Consider the following 16541-nt stretch of genomic DNA (forward strand, 5'->3'; position numbering starts at 1 on the left):
CGTGGCACCACCCGCCTCACTCTGCGCCGAGCAGCTCGGCGAAGGTCTGGAGCGTGAGCAGGTCGTCATCGTGACCGCCGCCCTCGTGCGCGTTGTACGGCCAGACGGTGATCTCCTTCGGCCCGGCATAGCGGTTGTACGCCGCGAACACGGTCGAGGGCGGGCAGACCGGGTCCATGAGGGCGACGGTGATCCGCACCGGCGCAGCAGCCCGGGCGGCGAAATTCACCCCGTCGAAGTAGGCGAGCGTATCGAGCACGTCCTCGCGGCGGTCGCGATACCACGACAAGTAGTCGACGATCTCGCGATACGGCCGCGCATCGGTGATGACGGTCGCCCGCGGGAAGTCGCAGAGGAAAGGCACCCTCGCCACCACGCACGAGAGAGCGGGAACGAGGCCGGCCACGGCGAGCGCGAGTCCGCCGCCCTGGCTGACGCCGAACACGCCGACGCGGTTCGGATCGATCTGCGGCAGTTCACGAGCGACCTCGGTCAACCGCACCGCGTCGACGATCAGTCTCCGGTAGTAGTAGGTCTCGGGGCCCTCGATCCCCCGGGTCAGGAAGCCGGGCACCTGCGGCCCCGAGCCCGCATCGTCGGGTGTCGCGCCGCGCGATCCACTCCAGGCCTGCCCGCGAGTGTCGAGCTCGAGATGCGCATAGCCCGCCGACGCCCAGAGCAGGTTCTCCGCGGCGTCGCCGCGGCCCCGCCCGTAGCCGTGGAACTGGACCACCGCGGGCAGCGGCCCCCTCGCCCCCGACGGAATCCGGAGCCACGCGCGCACCTGCTGCCCGCCCGAACCCGCGAAGGACACGTCGAAGACCTCGACCGTGGCGAGCGGCGTCTCGACCGGCTCGATCCGCACGTCGAGGTCGAACTCCCGCGCCTCCGCGAGGGTCTCCGACCAGAACCGATCGAAGTCCTTCGGTTCGCGTGCGCTTCCACGGTATTCACGGAGTTCGGTCTCGGGCAGGTCGACGTACATCGGGGTCCTCTCGCTGGGTGTCCGAATGCATCCAACCACACTGGACATCTGATGTCAGATGTGGTGAAGTGAGGCGACCTCTCGGGTGTGGGGTCCATCCTGGCCATCGCCCGAGTCATGCCCACGACAAGGAAGTCACATGCTCCACAATCTGACCGGTTGGCACGCCGTCATCATCCTCTTCGTGATCCTCCTGATCTTCGGCGCGCCGAAGCTGCCGCAACTCGCGCGAAGCCTCGGCCAGTCGATGCACATCCTGAAGAAGGAGGTGCGATCGCCTGCGGCCGACGAGGCAGAAGACGCGGCGGAAGAGGCAGCGGGCCCGGCCGCGACGCAGCACCCCGTCGGCGCCGCTCGGCGAGCGGGCGACGCGCAGGTCTGACCGCCCCGATCGGGAACCCGAACGCCGCATCCGGACATATTCATTGCAGAGGCCGCACCCGACGGCCCCTGCGAGGGAGCCCGACATGCACCACGACCGGAACGACGTGAGAGCGGTGGTCGTCTCACCGCGACGCCTGATGCGCATCGCGCTCTCGAACCTGCTGCGGGCGCAGGGCATCGGCTCGGTCGGCGAGGCCGCCGGGTACACCGAGGCGATCATCGCCGCCGACGCCGACCGGGCGCAGCTCGTCGTCGTCGACCTCGAGCTCTCGACCGAGCACGGCGCCGGCTTCCTGCACGAGCTCCGCGCGACGGGCGGCAACCCGGGAGTGCTCGCCCTGCACCGGGGCGCCGCCCCCGGCGAGACCGGTCGCGACCACGGCATCCTGCTGCTCGACCCCGACGCCGCACCCGCCGAGCTCGCGAGCGCCGTGCACACCCTCTGCGCGGGCCGCAGCGCGCATCGACTGCCGCGCCTCACCCCGCGGCAGCTCGAGGTGCTCGCGCTCGTGGCGAAGGGGTACTCGAACGACGAGATCCGGCGCGAGCTCGCCATCGGCCTGCCGACCGTGAAGCAGCACGTTCGCGACATCCTCGCCCGACTCGGCGCGAGGACGCGGATCGAGGCGGTGTACCGGGCCCGCGCGAGCGGGGTCGTGGTCTAGTCACGGTCCTGGACCGACGACTCCGACTCACCGGGGAGCGGGCTTCGGTCCCTTCGCGTGCGACATGTCGTGGAACGCCGCGAACGCCTGCCCCGGCACGGGCATCGGCGTCGTGCCGGGCCTCGCCCGCAGCCCGTCGAGCACGATGGTGAGCTGGCGGCGCCAGAAGGGCAGGTACTCGCCGCCGTACTGGCCGAGCGAGCCGAGCATGTCGACGAGGATGCCGAGGTCGACCGCCGTGACGTCGGCGCGCAAGGCTCCCTCGGCTTGCGCCCTGGCGATGAGGCCCTCGACCAGCGGCTCGAATTCGACGCCCGGCCGATGCGTGGGGTCGAGCTCGGCGACGCGGCGCATGACGGCGGGCAGGTACGGCGAGTCCGCGACCCAGGCGCCGAGTCGTTCGACGTAGAGCTCGACCGAACGCCAGCCCGTCTCGGCGCCGAGGATCTCGGGGGCGAGATCGTGCAACTCGGCGACCGCGGTGTCGTAGATCTCGCGCACGAGGGCGTCGCGGTTCGGGAAATGCCGGTAGACGGTGCCGGCGCCGACCCCCGCCCGCGCGGCGAGCTCGTCGAGCGGCGCGTCGATGCCGCGTTCCGCGAAGAGCCGCCGCGCTTCGCGGAGCAGGCGTTCGTGATTGCGCCGCGCGTCACGACGCGACGACATCGACGAGGTCATCGCTTCACTGTACGCGGAATCGTCGCGTATGATTCGGAGGGCCGTCTCCGTTTACCCGAAGAACGGGTCGGCGCTCCTCCACTGGGGGGTGGAGGGCACGACGCGGCGGGCGCGCCGGTTCGCCCGGTCGGCGTCCGCCGCGTCGCTTCGGGGTTTCGAGACGTCGCTGCGCTCCTCCTCAACCCGCTGGTGACGCATAGGCTGGTGGGGTGACACAACACGAAGGCGTGACCGACGGCGGCGTCGCAGCGAACACCCGCACCATCGAGGCATCCGTCGTCACCGATTTCAGCGACCGCATGAGCTACGGCGGCTACCTCGACCTGCCGACCCTGCTCAGCGCGCAGCGCCCGATCTCGCGACCCGAGCATCACGACGAGCTGCTGTTCATCATCCAGCACCAGACCACCGAGCTGTGGCTGAAGCTGGTGCTGCACGAGCTCGAGACCGCGCGCGACCTGCTGCGCGCCGACGAGCTCGGCCGGGCGCTCAAGTGCATCGCCCGGGTCAAGCACATCCAGAAGACGCTGACCGAGCAATGGTCGGTGCTCGCGACGCTGACTCCCGCCGAGTACGCGCAGTTCCGCGGGGTGCTCGGCAACGCGAGCGGGTTCCAGTCGTACCAGTACCGCGCGGTCGAGTTCGTGCTCGGCAACAAGAACGCGAAGATGCTGCAGGTCTTCGAAGCGGATGCCTCGGCCACGGCCCTGCTGCGCCACGCCCTCGAGTCGCCGAGCCTCTACGACGAGTTCCTGCGGCTGCTCGCCCGGGCGGGGTACCCGATCCCCGCGTCGGTGCTCGAACGCGACGTGACCCTCGCGTGGACCTTCACGCCCGAGCTCGTTCCCGTGTTCGCGCAGATCTACGGCGACACCACCGAGCACTGGTCGGCGTACGAGACCTGCGAGGAGCTCGTCGACCTCGAGGACAATTTCCAGCTCTGGCGCTTCCGCCACCTGAAGACCGTCGAACGCATCATCGGCTCGAAGCCCGGCACCGGCGGGTCGAGCGGCGCGCCGTTCCTCAAGCGGGCCCTCGAGCTGACCTTCTTCCCCGAGCTCTACGCCGTGCGCACAGAAATCCCGGGCTGATCATGCGAGCGATGCGGGCGATGCCGTTGCGGGGGTGCTTTCCCGCAAGGCGAGCCGGATTCCGAGCATGAATGCTGCGGAAATGCACCCCCGGAACGACGATGAGCTCGGACGGGCTGCCCGGCGGTCGCTGAACGGAGCGCACGCGGGCGAGGTCGGCATCGTGCTGCCGCCGTTCATCGACCACCATGTGCACGTTCAGCTCACGAGCCCCGACCGGGCGGTCGCCGGCGGCATCGCGGGCGTCGTCGACCTCGGCGCGAACCCCTCGGCGGTCGCCGCGCGGGCGGCACGCGACGGGCTGCCGGTGGTGCGCTACGCGGGCGCGTTCCTGACCGCGATCGGCGGGTACCCGTCCGACCGGGCGTGGCGGCCCGACGGCAGTGTCCGAGAGGTGCCGCAGCTCCCGGCTGCCGGCGAGTCGCGCGACCGGCGCGAGGCCGCGCGCGAGCACTCCGCCCTGCCCGGCCCCGTCGAGGCCGCCGTCGACGAGCAGCGCGCGTTCGGGGCATCCGTCGTGAAGGTCGTGCTCAACGCCGACGCGGGCCCGGTATTCGACCGCGTGACGCTCGACGCCGTCGTCACCGCCGCGCACGCCCGTGGCCTGCCCGTCGCCGTGCACGCCGAAGGCGCCGGAACCGCGGGCCTCGCGATCGACGCGGGCGCCGATGCACTCGTGCACGCGCCGTGGACCGAACGGCTCGACGACGCCCTCGTCGAGCGGGCCGTGGCGGCAGGGCAGGCGTGGATCTCGACGCTCGCGATCCACGCGCGCGATTTCGGCGAGGGCTCGCCCGAACTCGCGTTCGCGATCGACAACCTCGCCCGTTTCCGCGCCGCCGGAGGCAGGGTGCTCTACGGCACCGACCTCGGCAACGGCGAGCTGCCCGTCGGAGTGAACACGAACGAGCTCGAACTGCTCGTGCGAGCCGGGCTCGAGGCATCCGACCTCATCGAGGCACTGACCGACCCGTGGCCGCTCGCCGCGCGCGACGGCTGGGGTCACGGGGGCGTCGCGACCTTCGTGCCCGGCGAACCCCCCGATTCCCTGCCGACCTGGCTCGCGAACGCGCGAGTCGTGCCGGCCGACGACCTGGAGCTCCTGTGACCCTCGACCCGAACCTCGCCTTCGCCCGCCGAATGGACCGCGCCGACGGGCTCGCCCACTACCGCAAGCGCTTCGTCGGCGCCGAAAGCGAGCTCGTCTACTTCGACGGCAACTCGCTCGGGCGCCCCCCGGTGTCGGCGGTCGAGCGGGTCGAACGGTTCCTCCGCGAAGACTGGGGCGGTCGACTCATCCGCGGCTGGGACGAGTCGTGGCTCGCGATGTCCGGCGAGATCGGCGACCGCATCGGTCGCGCCCTCATCGAGGCGAAGGCCGGCCAGACGATCATCGGCGACTCGACGACGGTGCTCCTCTACAAACTCGCCCGTGCCGCCGTCGACGCGCAGCTCGCGCGCGACCCCGCCCGGCACGAGATCGTGATCGACACCGACAACTTCCCGACCGACCGGTACATCGTCGACGGCATCGCGCGCGAGAAGGGCATGCGGCTGCGCTGGATCGACGTCGACACCTCGTCGGGCGTGACGCCCCAGCAGCTCGCCGAGGCGGCCGGCCCCGAGACGGCACTCGTCGTCGTCTCGCACGTCGCGTACCGTTCGGCCTACTTGACGGATGCCCCCGAGCTCACCCGCATCGCGCACGACGCGGGCGCGCTCATCCTCTGGGACCTCTGCCACTCGGCCGGATCGGTCGAGGTGAAGGCCGACGCCTGGGGCTTCGATCTCGCCGTCGGCTGCACCTACAAGTACCTCAACGGCGGGCCCGGCTCGCCCGCGTTCGCGTACGTGCGCGAAGACCTGCAGGGCGTGCTCACCCAGCCGATCCAGGGCTGGTGGGGCACGAAGGACATGTTCGCGATGGGTCCCTCGTACGAGCCGGTGCCCGACATCCGCCGCTTCGTGAGCGGCACCGCCCCGATCGTCGGCATGCTCGCCATGGAGGAGACCCTCGCGATGATCGAAGAGGCCGGGATGCCTGCGCTGCGCGCCAAGTCGGTCGCGTTGACGTCGTTCGCGATCTCGCTCGCCGAGGAGTGGCTCGCCCCGCTCGGGGTGACGCTCGCCTCCCCCGCCGACGCCGAGGAGCGCGGCGGACACGTCACGCTGCACCACGACTCGATGCGCGAGGTCACCGCCCGGCTCTGGCAGCGCGACGTCATCCCCGACTACCGCGACCCCGGCGGCCTCCGCATCGGCCTCTCGCCGCTGTCGACGAGTTTCGAAGAGGTGCACCGAGGTCTGGCTGCCACGCGCGAAGTGCTGCGCGAAGTCCTCACCGAGCGGGCGGGGCTGGCGTAGTCGCACGCCTCTCACCCGTCCCGCCCTGTGCCGCCCCCCGCCGCCCCCCTTGGGTTGACAGGACATCTTGGGGTTTACAGGACGAACTCGTGGGTGACGCGTCCTGCAAAGCGGCAATTGTCCTGTAAACCTCGGCGGGAGGACGAGCGGCGCGCGGCGCGACATCCTCGACTCGAGCGTGTCGACGGCACTGCGGAGGAGGCCTGCGCCGGCACGTTAGAATCGAGGCATCCACACCCTCGACACCGGACGGAGAACCGCGGTGCCCACCATCGTCGTCGACGTGATGCCCAAGGCCGAACTGCTCGACCCCCAGGGGAAGGCCGTCGCCGGCGCCCTCGCCCGCACCGGCCACACCGCGTTCAGCGGCGTGCGCATCGGCAAGCGCTTCGAACTGACCATCGACGGGCCCGTCGACGACGCGCTCCGTGCGAACGTGCAGCAGATCGCCGAAGAGATCCTCTCGAACCAGGTCATCGAGGACGTCGTTGGCATCCACTACGAGGTCACCAACGCCGAGCTCGCCGAAGAGGCCGCCCACGCGGGCTCGACGACGGCCGACGGCTTCGGCGCGCCCGCCGGCGAGACCCACTGAGCGCCGGGAGCGATCGCATGCGCATCGGCGTCATCACCTTCCCCGGCTCGCTCGACGACCGCGACGCGCAGCGCGCGGTACGGCTCGCGGGCGGTGAGCCCGTCGCGCTCTGGCACGGCTCGCACGACCTCGAGGGCGTCGACGCGCTCATCCTGCCCGGCGGCTTCAGCTACGGCGACTACCTGCGCGCCGGCGCGATCGCCTCGCTCAGCCCGATCATGACCGAGGTGGTCGCCGCCGCGAACGCCGGCATGCCGGTGCTCGGCATCTGCAACGGCTTCCAGATGCTGACCGAGGCGGGCCTGCTCGAAGGCGGGCTCATCCGCAACGACCACGGCTCGTTCATCTGCCGCGACCAGGTGCTCACGGTCGAGAACGACTCGACCGCGTGGACGGCCGAGTTCGACGCCGGCCAGCAGATCACCATCCCGCTGAAGAACGGCGAGGGCGGGTTCATCGCCGCAGGCGACACGCTCGACCGGCTCGAGGGCGAGGGTCGCGTGGTGTTCCGCTACGTCGACGTGAACCCCAACGGATCCCTGCGCGACATCGCGGGCATCTCGAACGAGCGCGGCAACGTCGTGGGCCTCATGCCGCACCCCGAGCACGCGGTCGAGCCCGGCTTCGGCCCCGACACCGCCGCCGCCATGCGGTCGGGGGTCGACGGGCTCGGGTTCTTCACGAGCGTCGTGAAGCGGGCACTCGTCGAGGCGTAGGAGCGAGCGGGCTCAGGCGAGCGCCGCAGCACCCGCAGCGGCGCAGACCGCGCCCGAGATCAGTAGGATCGGTCCGCCGACGATGCCGCACCAGAAGCTGCGCGCCGCGATCGTCAGCGGGGGACGCGTGGCGAACGCGGCGACGATCGTGACGAGCGCACCGGTGACAGCCAGGATCGGCTGGCCGAACACCCACGCAAGCGGGAGGAAGTGGATGCCCACCACCGCGAGGATCAGCGGGGCGATCAGGTCGGAGCGTCCGCGGCGGGTGGCGAGGATCGACAACACGATCATCGCGATCACCTCGACCCAGAACACCACGACGTAGGTGATGAACGCCGGCCCGCCGACCTCGATCGCGGTCGGCGAGCTCCAGTTGCGGATGGCCCTCGGGATGCTGAGCGCGGCGAGCGCGATTCCGCCGAGCCCGATCACGGCCAGCAACACGCGCCAGATCCAGTGCCGTGGCGGGCGCTCCTGCGCCCACCCGGCCCAGATGAACGCCGCCACCCCGAAAATCGCTCCGGTCATGAGCAGGTCGCGGGGAAACTCCGGTGTGATCATGTCATCCTCCTCGCTCACCGTACTGGATGGCTCCCAAGCGGGCGGCACGGTCGCGGGACTTCCCGGGTGCGGGCGCCGGCCGGCAGGTCGTGCACGGTCGCGCCCGCGGGCGATTCCGCTTCCCCGGTGACACGGCGGCGCGGGTCGAGCGGGCTCTGGCTGCACGCGGAGCCCGGACTTGACGGGGCGAGTCGCCGACTTCCGCTCGAACCCGTTCACGTTCGGACGATTCGTGACGACTCGACGAAGCGGAGAGGGCGAGCCGAACCCCCGGGCGCACCCGTGCGAACGACATACTGAACGGATGCCACGCCCCACGCCGCCCGACTTGCGAGCTCGTCTCGCCGAGATCTTCGCCGCCCGCGACCGCGCCAACATGCGACCGACGATCGAGGCGTTCCTCGGCGTGCTCGCCGAACACCCGGAGGACCCCGAGGTGCTCTACGAGGTCGGCGGGTCGTACGACACGGCCGGCGAGGAGGAGGTCGCCGCGGGATACTACGAGCGTTCGATCGACGGCGGGCTCGCCGGCGACGCACTGCGTCGGTGCCTGCTGCAATACGGCAGCACACTGCGCAACCTCGAGCGGTTCGACGACTCACTCGCCGTGTTCGCACGAGCTCGCGCGGAGTTCCCGGAGTCCGATTCGCTTCGCGTGTTCGAGGCGTTCACGCTGCACGAGTCGGGGCGCAGCGACGCCGCCGTCGCGATGCTCGTCGAACTCATCGCCGACCGGCTGCCGACCGACGAACTGCGTCGCTACGAGCCGGCGCTCCGCGGCAACGCGGGGTACCTGGCCGAACGCGACGCTCGACACTGACGCGAGGCATCCAGACGCCCGAGTCGCCGAAAGCCGTTCGAAACGGGGCGATTACGAGCGGTTTCGGCGACGCGACGGATGCCGTGAGCAGGGCAGGAACGGCGGGCAGGCCAGGGAGGGCGGGCGCGCCGAGGCACGCCGCACCGACGACGGCGGCCGGCCCCGAAACCGGGACCGGCCGCCGCATCGTGCGTCAGAGCAGTGCCTAGAACGACGCCGGGATCACCCCGCTGTCGGTCTGGTAGGCCGTGACCGGCGCGTGCGGGATCTCGTCCCAGCGGGCCGGGTCCTCCTGCGCCACCTCACCGGTCGCCATGCCGACGAGCAGCTCCTGCAGCGCGAGCACGTTCTGCTTGATCGACTTGCCGCGCGCCTTCTGGCCGAGGCTGCCGTCGCTCGTGTTGCCGCTCGTCTCGAAGAAGATCGCCGGGTTGCTGTGGCCCTCGGGGTTCAGCCCGTCGTGGTTCAGCCCGAGCATCATCGCCGAGACCACGCCGCCCTTGATGTCGATCTCGATGCCGCGGCCGACGTCGTAGCGGTCGATGTTGATGTACCCGTACTTCGAGAGCTCGTCGAAGACGTGCACCTGCATCTGGCGGGTGAGCATGTCGTAGGCGCCGCCCTCGATGCCGGGCAGCGTTTGCCCGCCGGGCGCGAGCGAGACCCCGAGCGACAGGGTGACCTCGTCGCCGTCGCCGCGCTCGGTCTTGAGGCCCTGGTGGTGGACGTCGACGGCGAACGCCGGGTCGACCATCGTCCAGTACTCGTAGTAGCCCTCCGACTCGGCGGCCTCGAACTTGCCGACCCCCCAGTCGCGGTTGAGGTCGATCCGCTTCGCGGTGCCGTCCTGCAGCACCGTGTGGCGGATGTTCAGCTCGGAGCCGTCGGGGTTGTACATCGGGATGACGTGGAAGGTGTAGCTGTCGCGCAGCAGTTGCCAGTCGGGCGAGCCGTTGGTGCCGAGCTCCTTCAGCACGGCGAGCAGCGAGTCGGTGCCGTAGGGCTCGTTGCCGTGGATGCGGCCCTGCAGCCAGACGTTCTCGGGGCCGCTTCCCACGGTCGCGACGTAGAGGTCGCGACCCGACTCGGAGGTGTTCACCGACGTGCCCGCCTCGGCGAGCGTGAAGGCGTCGAGGCCGAAGCGCGAGGTCTGTTCGAGCTTCTCGAGCTCGGCCACGAGGTCGGCGTAGTCGAGCATGCTCGACGTGTTGGTGTTGCCGTTCGGCGACGGGAAGTTGGCGTCGGCGAAGGCGGGGGAACTCGTGGCGAGCGGGGCGGCGAGCGCGAGCGCCGCCGTAGCGGCGAGGGTGATCGAGCGCCGGGTGCGTGGTTGTGATTTCGAGCCGTTGGTCATGTTCTTCTCCTCATCGAGATGGCATGGCGCGAATGCGACACGAATCCGAGGGAGTCGGTGCGGCCGTCTCCCCCGAGACGTATGGGCAGCCTATGGAGCGAGGTGGTCGCGACTCAAGAGACGGGCGTCCGGATTGTTGAACGATCCCCACCCGTTCGTCCCTGCTTCTCGCGAGCCCTCCCGCAAGCCCCTGGCAGCCGGTACGCTGGACGCCGCTCAGCGGTACTCGGGGTTCGCCTCGAAGCCGAAGTGCTCACCGCGATCCCACTCGGCGCGCACGTTGCCGCCCACGGGGAATCCGCCCGCATCGTTCAGCAGCCGCGCGAGGTGCAGCAGGTTGTACGTCATGAACGTCGTGTTGCGGTTGGTGAAGTCGTTCTCGGGGCCACCCGATCCGGGGTCGAGATAACTCGGGCCCGGTCCCGCTTCGCCGATCCATCCGGCGTCGGCACCCGGGGGGATCGAGTACCCGATGTGCTGAAGGCTGTACAGGATGTTCTGCGCGCAGTGCTTGATGCCGTCTTCATTGCCGGTGATGATCGCCCCGCCGACCCTGCCGTAGTAGACGTACTGCCCGCGATCGTTCACGAGCGCGCTCATCGCGTAGAGCCGCTCGATGAACTTCTTCGTGATCGAGGAGTTGTCGCCGAGCCAGATCGGCCCGCCGACCACGAGGATGTCGGCGGCCTCGACGCGCGGCCACACCTCGTCGGGCCAGACATCGACGGGCCATCCGTGTTCACGCATGTCGGGGTAGACGCCCGTCGCGACGTCGAGGTCGACGAACCGCAACTCGTCGACCTGCACGCGATGCTCGCGCATCAGCGCGGCGCTCGCGTCGATGAGGCCCTGCGTGTGGCTCACCTCGGGACTTCGCTTCAACGTGCAGTTCACGAAGAGGGCACGGAGGTCTGAGAAGTCCGGCTGCTCGGCCATGCGCGCGATGTTACTCGCGTGCCGGCGGCGCCGGCAGAGGCTCGTGGATGCCGCGGGCGGGCCCGGACGCGCCGACGGCGGCATCCGGGCCCGTGAGCACCGATCAGGCCGCGGCGCGTACGGCGGCGAATCCCTCGCGCAGCACCCCGCCGAGCCCCGCGTCGACGTTCGTCCAGTACTGGAAGAAGCGCTCGCGGATCTCGTCGATCGTGATCGCCTGCGCCTGCCCGGCGAGGGTCGCCTGCAGGCGCAGCTTCGCCTCGGGCGAGTACACGTCACGGTAGAGCGTGCCCGCCTGACCGAAGTCGCTGTCGTCGGCGCGCAACGTGTACGCGGTGCGCACGAGTTCGCCGTCACCCTCCCACGAGCCCTCGCCCGCGGCCTCGGCCGACGCGACCGGACCGCCGAACGAGTTCGGCGCGTACACGGGCGTCGACGGCGCGTTGAAGCCGTGGCGCTGCGCGCCGTCCTGCGAGGAGTTCGCGACGGGGGCCGCGTGCGGCGCGTTCACCGGGATCTGGTTGTAGTTCGTGCCCACGCGGTACCGCTGCGCATCGGGGTAGCTGAACACGCGGGCCATCAGCATCTTGTCGGGGCTGATGCCGATGCCGGGCACGGTGTTCGCGGGCGAGAACGCCGCCTGCTCGATCTCGGCGAAGAAGTTCTGCGGGTTGCGGTCGAGGGTGAGCGTGCCGACCTCGATGAGCGGGTAGTCGGCGTGCGGCCACACCTTGGTGAGGTCGAAGGGGTTGAAGCGGTAGCTCTTCGCCTCCTCGTAGGGCATGACCTGCACGAACATGTCCCACTTCGGGAAGTCGCCGCGATCGATCGCGTCGAACAGGTCGCGGCGGTAGTAGTCGGCGTCGGCACCGGCGATCGCCTCGGCCTCCGCGGCGTCCAGGTGCAGGTCGCCCTGGCGCGAGCGGAAGTGGTACTTCACCCAGAAGCGCTCGCCCTCGGCGTTGATCCACTGATACGTGTGCGAGCCGTAGCCCTGCATCTCGCGCCACGACGTCGGGAGGCCCCGGTCGCCCATGAGGTAGGTGACCTGATGGGCCGACTCGGGCGAGAGGGTCCAGAAGTCCCACTGCATGTCGGCGTCGCGCAGGCCCGAGCCGGGCAGGCGCTTCTGCGAGTGGATGAAGTCGGGGAACTTGATGCCGTCGCGGATGAAGAACACCGGGGTGTTGTTGCCGACGAGGTCGTAGTTGCCCTCGGTCGTGTAGAACTTCAGCGAGAAGCCGCGCACGTCGCGCCAGGTGTCGGGCGAACCTTGCTCGCCCGCGACCGACGAGAAGCGCAGCAGGGTCTCGCTCTCGGCGCCCGGCTGGAACACCGCCGCACGCGTGTAGCGCGAGACATCCGCCGTGACTTCGAAGCGACCGAACGCGCCGCCGCCCTTCGCATGCACGATCCGCTCGGGGATGCGCTCGCGGTTGAACTGCGCGAGCTTCTCGACGAGGTAGCGGTCGTGCAGCACGGTCGCGCCGTCGGCGCCGACGGTGAGCGAGTGCGCGTCGCTCGCGACCGGAGTTCCGGTCTGGGTGGTGGTGTGGTTCGTCATGCGTTCGTCCTTCTGGTCGGTTGGCGGGCGGGTGACGATGCCGCGGCGGGGCGCGGCGACGAGCGCGCGCTCGAGGGCGCGCGCTCGCACTCCGCCGGGCAGGGCCGGCGGAAGCGATGGGGCGGATGTCGCGGGCTAGACCGCGGTCTCCGATCGGCAGTCGGCGCAGAGGCCCCAGAAGGTGACCTCGGCGGTGTGGATCGCGAAGCCGCCCGCGTCGCTCGGTTCGAGGCAGGGCGGCTCGCCGACGACGCAGTCGACGTCGGCGACGGTGTGGCATCTCGTGCACACGAGGTGGTGATGGTTGTCGCCGGTGCGCCCCTCGTAGAGTGCCGATGAGCCTGCGGGCTCGATGCGGCGCACGAGACCCGCACCCGTGAGCGCCGCGAGCACTCCGTAGACGGCCTGCAGCGAGGTCGTCGGCAGCGTCTGGCGCACGCGCTCGTAGACGGCCTCGGCATCGAGGTGGCCGGGGCCGGAGAGCGCCTCGAGCACGGCCGAGCGCGGTGCGGTGACCTTCAGGCCCGCGGCGCGAATGCGCTCGGGGGCCGTCTCGGTGTCCATGCCCTCACGCTAGCAGTTGTTTTGGGTGATTCAAAACAACTGCCCCGGGCTGCCCCTTCCATCGGAGACCTCGGTGAAGCAGGATGAATCCACGCCCGATCGACGGTGATCGGCGCGGCTGATCGAAGGAGATCGCATGGCTCGCAGCCCCCACCCCGAGGTCGACATCCCGAACGTGTCGGTCTTCGAGTTCCTGTTCGGCTCGCTCGACGAGGATCGGCTCGACACCGTCGCCATCATCGACGGCACGAGCGGTGCCGCCACCAGCTACCGGCAGCTGATCGCCCACATCGGCCTCTTCGCGGGCGCGCTCGCCGCACGCGGCATCGGCGTGGGCGAGGTCGTGGGCGTGCTGTGCCCCAACGTGCCCGCTTTCGCGACGGTGTTCCACGGCATCCTCAGGGCGGGCGCGACGGCGACCACGATCAACTCCCTCTACACCCCCGACGAGATCGAGAACCAGCTGCGCGACGCCGGTGCGCGCTGGATCGTCACGGTGAGCCCCCTCCTGCCCGGGGTGCTCGCCGCGGCCGAGCACCTCGCGATCCCGAGCGAGCAGATCATCGTGCTCGACGGCGCCCCGGGGCATCCGTCGCTGGCCGAACTGCTCGGCGAGGGCCGCCCCGCGCCCGAGGTGAGCTTCGACCCGGCCACCCACCTCGCCGTGCTGCCGTACTCGTCGGGCACCACCGGGCGACCCAAGGGCGTCATGCTCACCCACCGCAACCTCGTCGCGAACGTCGCCCAGTGCGGCGCCACCATCTCGCTCACCGACGACGACCGGGTGCTCGCGGTGCTGCCGTTCTTCCACATCTACGGCATGACCGTGCTGCTCAACTTCGCACTCAGACAGCGGGCGAGCCTCGTCACCATGCCGAAGTTCGACCTCGCCGAGTTCTTGCGCGTCGTGAGCGAGCACCGCACGACGTGGGTATTCATCGCCCCGCCGATCGCGGTCGCCCTCGCGAAGCATCCCCTCATCGACCAGTTCGACCTGTCGAGCGTGAAGGTCGTGTTCTCGGGCGCGGCGCCGCTCGACGGCGCGCTCGCCGAACTCGTCGCGAAGCGCCTCGACTGCATCGTCTGCCAGGGCTACGGAATGACCGAGACGAGCCCCGTGACGCACGTGATCCCCATCGACCGCCCCGACCTCGACCGCTCGACGATCGGCGTACTGCTCGCGAACACCGAGGCGCGCATCATCGATGCCGAGACCGGGCAGGATGTCACGGTGCCGGCGTCGCCCGGCGAGGCGAGCGAGCCCGGTGAGATCTGGATCAGGGGACCGCAGGTCATGCAGGGCTACCTCGGCCGACCCGATGCCACTGCCGAGATGCTCGACTCCGACGGCTGGCTGCACACCGGCGACATCGCGACCGTCACCGCCGACGGCGTCTACCGCATCGTCGACCGGCTGAAGGAGCTCATCAAATACAAGGGCTACCAAGTGGCGCCGGCGGTGCTCGAGGCCGTGCTGCTCGAGCACCCTGCGATCGCCGACGCCGCCGTCATCGGCGTGCCCGACGACGACGGGCAGGAGGTGCCGAAGGCGTTCGTCGTCGTGCAGCAGGGCGCCGCGCTCGACGACTCGGGAGTCATGGAGCATGTCGCGGCCCACGTCGCCCCGCACGAGAAGGTGCGCGTCGTCGAGTTCATCGAGCAGATCCCGAAGTCGGCGTCGGGCAAGATCCTCCGCAAAGACCTGCGGGCCCGCGAAACCGCCGCGAACGCGTGACGCACCCGGACCCGGACCCGCACCCGCACCCGCACCCGCACCCGCACCCGCACCCGCACCCGCACCCGCACCCGCCCACTTTTCCGTTCCGGGGGTGCTGTTGCGCAATCGCGGGCGCGTGTTCGACACGAGAGTTGCGGAAAAGCACCCCCGCAACGCATCGGGCGGGCGGGGCGGGCGCGGGCGGGCGCGGGCGCGGGCGCGGGCGGGCGGGCGCGCGGCGCGCGCGGGCGGGCGCGCGGGGCGCGCGGCGCGCGCCGCGCGCGGCTCAGTACCGGAGCAGGCTGAACACCTCGAGCTCGGGCGGCAGCGCGGCCCGGCCGCCGAGGCCGGCGAGCTCGATCGCGACCGAGACGCCGGCGACCCGCCACCCCGCGCGCTCGACGAGGCGGGCCGCGGCGCCCACGGTGCCGCCCGTCGCCAGCACGTCGTCGACCACGAGCACCCGGGTGCCGGGCGGCAGTTCGCCCTCGTGCACCTCGAGCGCCGCGGTGCCGTACTCGAGCGAGTACTCCTCGGTGAGCACCGCCCGCGGCAGCTTGCCCGCCTTGCGCACCGGCAGCACGCCGACGCCGGCCGCGACCGAGGCCGCAGCCGCGAGCAGGAACCCGCGCGCCTCGACGCCCGCGAGCACGTCGAATCGGCCGGCGAACGGCGCCGTCAGCGACTCGGCGAGCGCGTGGAACGCCTCGCCGTCGGCGAAGACGGGCGTCAGGTCGCGGAACAGCACCCCGGGCTCGGGGAAGTCTGGGATGAGCGCGAGCCGTGACTCGACGAGGGCACGGGTATCTTGCTCGTTCACCGTGCAAGAGTAGCCCGCGCTCCCGGGCGCCTGCTGGGCGCGTCTTTCCAACCTTCGACGGATGCCTCGCACATCTCCGTTTGCGACGATGGAAGCATCCCGACCACTGGAGCCACGACCGAGATGACCACCTCCCCCGCCACGTCTACGACCGACGCCGTCGCCGCCCCCGCGAGCCGGCTGACCCCGAAGAGCCTGTACCGCGCGCTCGCCTTCGCCGAGGCCGTCACCTGGACCATCCTGATCGTCGCGATGATCCTGAAGTACGCGGCCGGCATCGAGTGGGCCGTGCTCGTGGGCGGTTCGATCCACGGCTTCGTGTTCCTGTCGTACGCGTTCTCGTCGGTGCTCGTCGGCGTGAACCAGCGCTGGAACGTCGGCCGGATCGCGTTCGCCGTCCTCACCGCGATCGTGCCCTACGCCACGATCCCGTTCGAGCTGTGGCTCATCCGCAGGGGGCACCTCGAGGGCGACTGGCGCTTCGAGGCCACCGACCACGCCGCCGACGGCAACTGGGTGAATCGGCTGCTGCGCTTCTTCCTCGCCCGCCCGATCCTGCTCACCGTGCTCGCGGTCGCCGGCATCGCGGCACTCTTCGCCGTGCTCCTCCTGATCGGCCCGCCCCAGATCGCCTGACCGCCGAGCGGGTGGAGGAGCGCCCGACGCAGGAGGACGCGTCTCGATACCTGGGTCTCGAGACGCTCCGCTCCTCGACCACCGGGTC

Annotated in this window: 18 protein-coding genes; 10 read left to right on the forward strand and 8 right to left on the reverse strand. The window is 70.6% G+C overall.

Annotated features, from left to right (window positions below; translation table 11 throughout):
* Positions 1-16: 16 nt before the first annotated feature.
* Positions 17-985: an acetylxylan esterase gene (locus tag H516_RS18630; protein ID WP_022888779.1), complete on the reverse strand. Its 969-nt coding sequence runs from the start codon at positions 983-985 to the stop codon at positions 17-19.
* 139 nt (positions 986-1124) lie between these two features.
* On the opposite strand from H516_RS18630, the gene tatA reads away from it, so the two are divergent.
* Positions 1125-1367 (forward strand): twin-arginine translocase TatA/TatE family subunit, encoded by a 243-nt coding sequence (tatA, locus tag H516_RS0105820; protein ID WP_022888780.1) that lies wholly within the window; start codon positions 1125-1127, stop codon positions 1365-1367.
* Between the two features lie 85 nt (positions 1368-1452).
* Entirely contained in the window at positions 1453-2034 is a 582-nt protein-coding gene (locus tag H516_RS0105825; RefSeq protein ID WP_022888781.1) for a response regulator transcription factor, read from the forward strand.
* Positions 2035-2061: 27 nt separating this feature from the next.
* Here the strand turns inward: H516_RS0105825 and H516_RS18635 are convergent, their stop codons facing one another.
* Positions 2062-2712: a TetR/AcrR family transcriptional regulator gene (locus tag H516_RS18635; protein ID WP_022888782.1), complete on the reverse strand. Its 651-nt coding sequence runs from the start codon at positions 2710-2712 to the stop codon at positions 2062-2064.
* Between the two features lie 209 nt (positions 2713-2921).
* Here H516_RS18635 and kynA point away from each other — a divergent pair, with 209 nt between their 5' ends.
* The 5 genes from kynA to purQ all read left to right on the forward strand — a co-directional run bounded on the left by kynA (position 2922) and on the right by purQ (position 7478).
* Positions 2922-3803 (forward strand): tryptophan 2,3-dioxygenase, encoded by an 882-nt coding sequence (gene kynA, locus H516_RS0105840; RefSeq protein ID WP_425393472.1) that lies wholly within the window; start codon positions 2922-2924, stop codon positions 3801-3803.
* Between the two features lie 82 nt (positions 3804-3885).
* Entirely contained in the window at positions 3886-4911 is a 1026-nt protein-coding gene (locus H516_RS18640; RefSeq protein WP_022888785.1) for an amidohydrolase family protein, read from the forward strand.
* A 32-nt stretch (positions 4912-4943) separates the two neighbouring features.
* The gene (locus H516_RS0105850; RefSeq protein ID WP_084620491.1) at positions 4944-6167 is read left to right on the forward strand and encodes a kynureninase; all 1224 of its coding nucleotides are present in this window, start codon (positions 4944-4946) and stop codon (positions 6165-6167) included.
* Between the two features lie 262 nt (positions 6168-6429).
* The gene (purS, locus tag H516_RS0105855; protein ID WP_022888787.1) at positions 6430-6762 is read left to right on the forward strand and encodes a phosphoribosylformylglycinamidine synthase subunit PurS; all 333 of its coding nucleotides are present in this window, start codon (positions 6430-6432) and stop codon (positions 6760-6762) included.
* 17 nt (positions 6763-6779) lie between these two features.
* A complete protein-coding gene (gene purQ, locus H516_RS0105860; RefSeq protein WP_022888788.1) occupies positions 6780-7478 on the forward strand; it encodes a phosphoribosylformylglycinamidine synthase subunit PurQ in 699 nt (232 codons plus the stop codon).
* Between the two features lie 12 nt (positions 7479-7490).
* Here the strand turns inward: purQ and H516_RS21205 are convergent, their stop codons facing one another.
* Positions 7491-8042, reverse strand: a complete 552-nt coding sequence (locus H516_RS21205; RefSeq protein ID WP_157432160.1) for a hypothetical protein — start codon at positions 8040-8042, stop codon at positions 7491-7493.
* 304 nt (positions 8043-8346) lie between these two features.
* On the opposite strand from H516_RS21205, the gene H516_RS0105870 reads away from it, so the two are divergent.
* Entirely contained in the window at positions 8347-8862 is a 516-nt protein-coding gene (locus H516_RS0105870; protein ID WP_022888790.1) for a tetratricopeptide repeat protein, read from the forward strand.
* Positions 8863-9067: 205 nt separating this feature from the next.
* Here H516_RS0105870 and H516_RS0105875 read toward each other — a convergent pair whose 3' ends face one another.
* The 4 genes from H516_RS0105875 to H516_RS0105890 all read right to left on the reverse strand — a co-directional run bounded on the left by H516_RS0105875 (position 9068) and on the right by H516_RS0105890 (position 13280).
* Positions 9068-10216: a M14 family zinc carboxypeptidase gene (locus H516_RS0105875; RefSeq protein ID WP_022888791.1), complete on the reverse strand. Its 1149-nt coding sequence runs from the start codon at positions 10214-10216 to the stop codon at positions 9068-9070.
* Positions 10217-10432: 216 nt separating this feature from the next.
* Positions 10433-11152 carry a flavodoxin family protein gene (locus H516_RS0105880; protein ID WP_022888792.1) on the reverse strand — a complete coding sequence of 240 codons (720 nt, stop codon included), beginning with the start codon at positions 11150-11152 and terminating at the stop codon, positions 10433-10435.
* 103 nt (positions 11153-11255) lie between these two features.
* Positions 11256-12716, reverse strand: a complete 1461-nt coding sequence (locus H516_RS0105885; RefSeq protein WP_026378480.1) for a catalase — start codon at positions 12714-12716, stop codon at positions 11256-11258.
* Between the two features lie 135 nt (positions 12717-12851).
* Positions 12852-13280, reverse strand: a complete 429-nt coding sequence (locus tag H516_RS0105890; RefSeq protein WP_022888794.1) for a Fur family transcriptional regulator — start codon at positions 13278-13280, stop codon at positions 12852-12854.
* A gap of 136 nt (positions 13281-13416) precedes the next feature.
* Between H516_RS0105890 and H516_RS0105895 the strand changes: the two genes are divergently transcribed.
* Positions 13417-15015 carry an AMP-binding protein gene (locus H516_RS0105895; RefSeq protein WP_022888795.1) on the forward strand — a complete coding sequence of 533 codons (1599 nt, stop codon included), beginning with the start codon at positions 13417-13419 and terminating at the stop codon, positions 15013-15015.
* A gap of 268 nt (positions 15016-15283) precedes the next feature.
* Here H516_RS0105895 and H516_RS0105900 read toward each other — a convergent pair whose 3' ends face one another.
* Complete coding sequence (locus H516_RS0105900) at positions 15284-15817, reverse strand: adenine phosphoribosyltransferase (RefSeq protein WP_022888796.1); 534 nt, start codon at positions 15815-15817, stop codon at positions 15284-15286.
* A gap of 123 nt (positions 15818-15940) precedes the next feature.
* Here H516_RS0105900 and H516_RS0105905 point away from each other — a divergent pair, with 123 nt between their 5' ends.
* Positions 15941-16453, forward strand: a complete 513-nt coding sequence (locus tag H516_RS0105905; RefSeq protein ID WP_022888797.1) for a DUF3817 domain-containing protein — start codon at positions 15941-15943, stop codon at positions 16451-16453.
* Positions 16454-16541: the final 88 nt, after the last annotated feature.

Origin of the sequence: Agromyces italicus DSM 16388, assembly GCF_000421545.1 — a bacterium.
GTDB lineage: Bacteria > Actinomycetota > Actinomycetes > Actinomycetales > Microbacteriaceae > Agromyces > Agromyces italicus.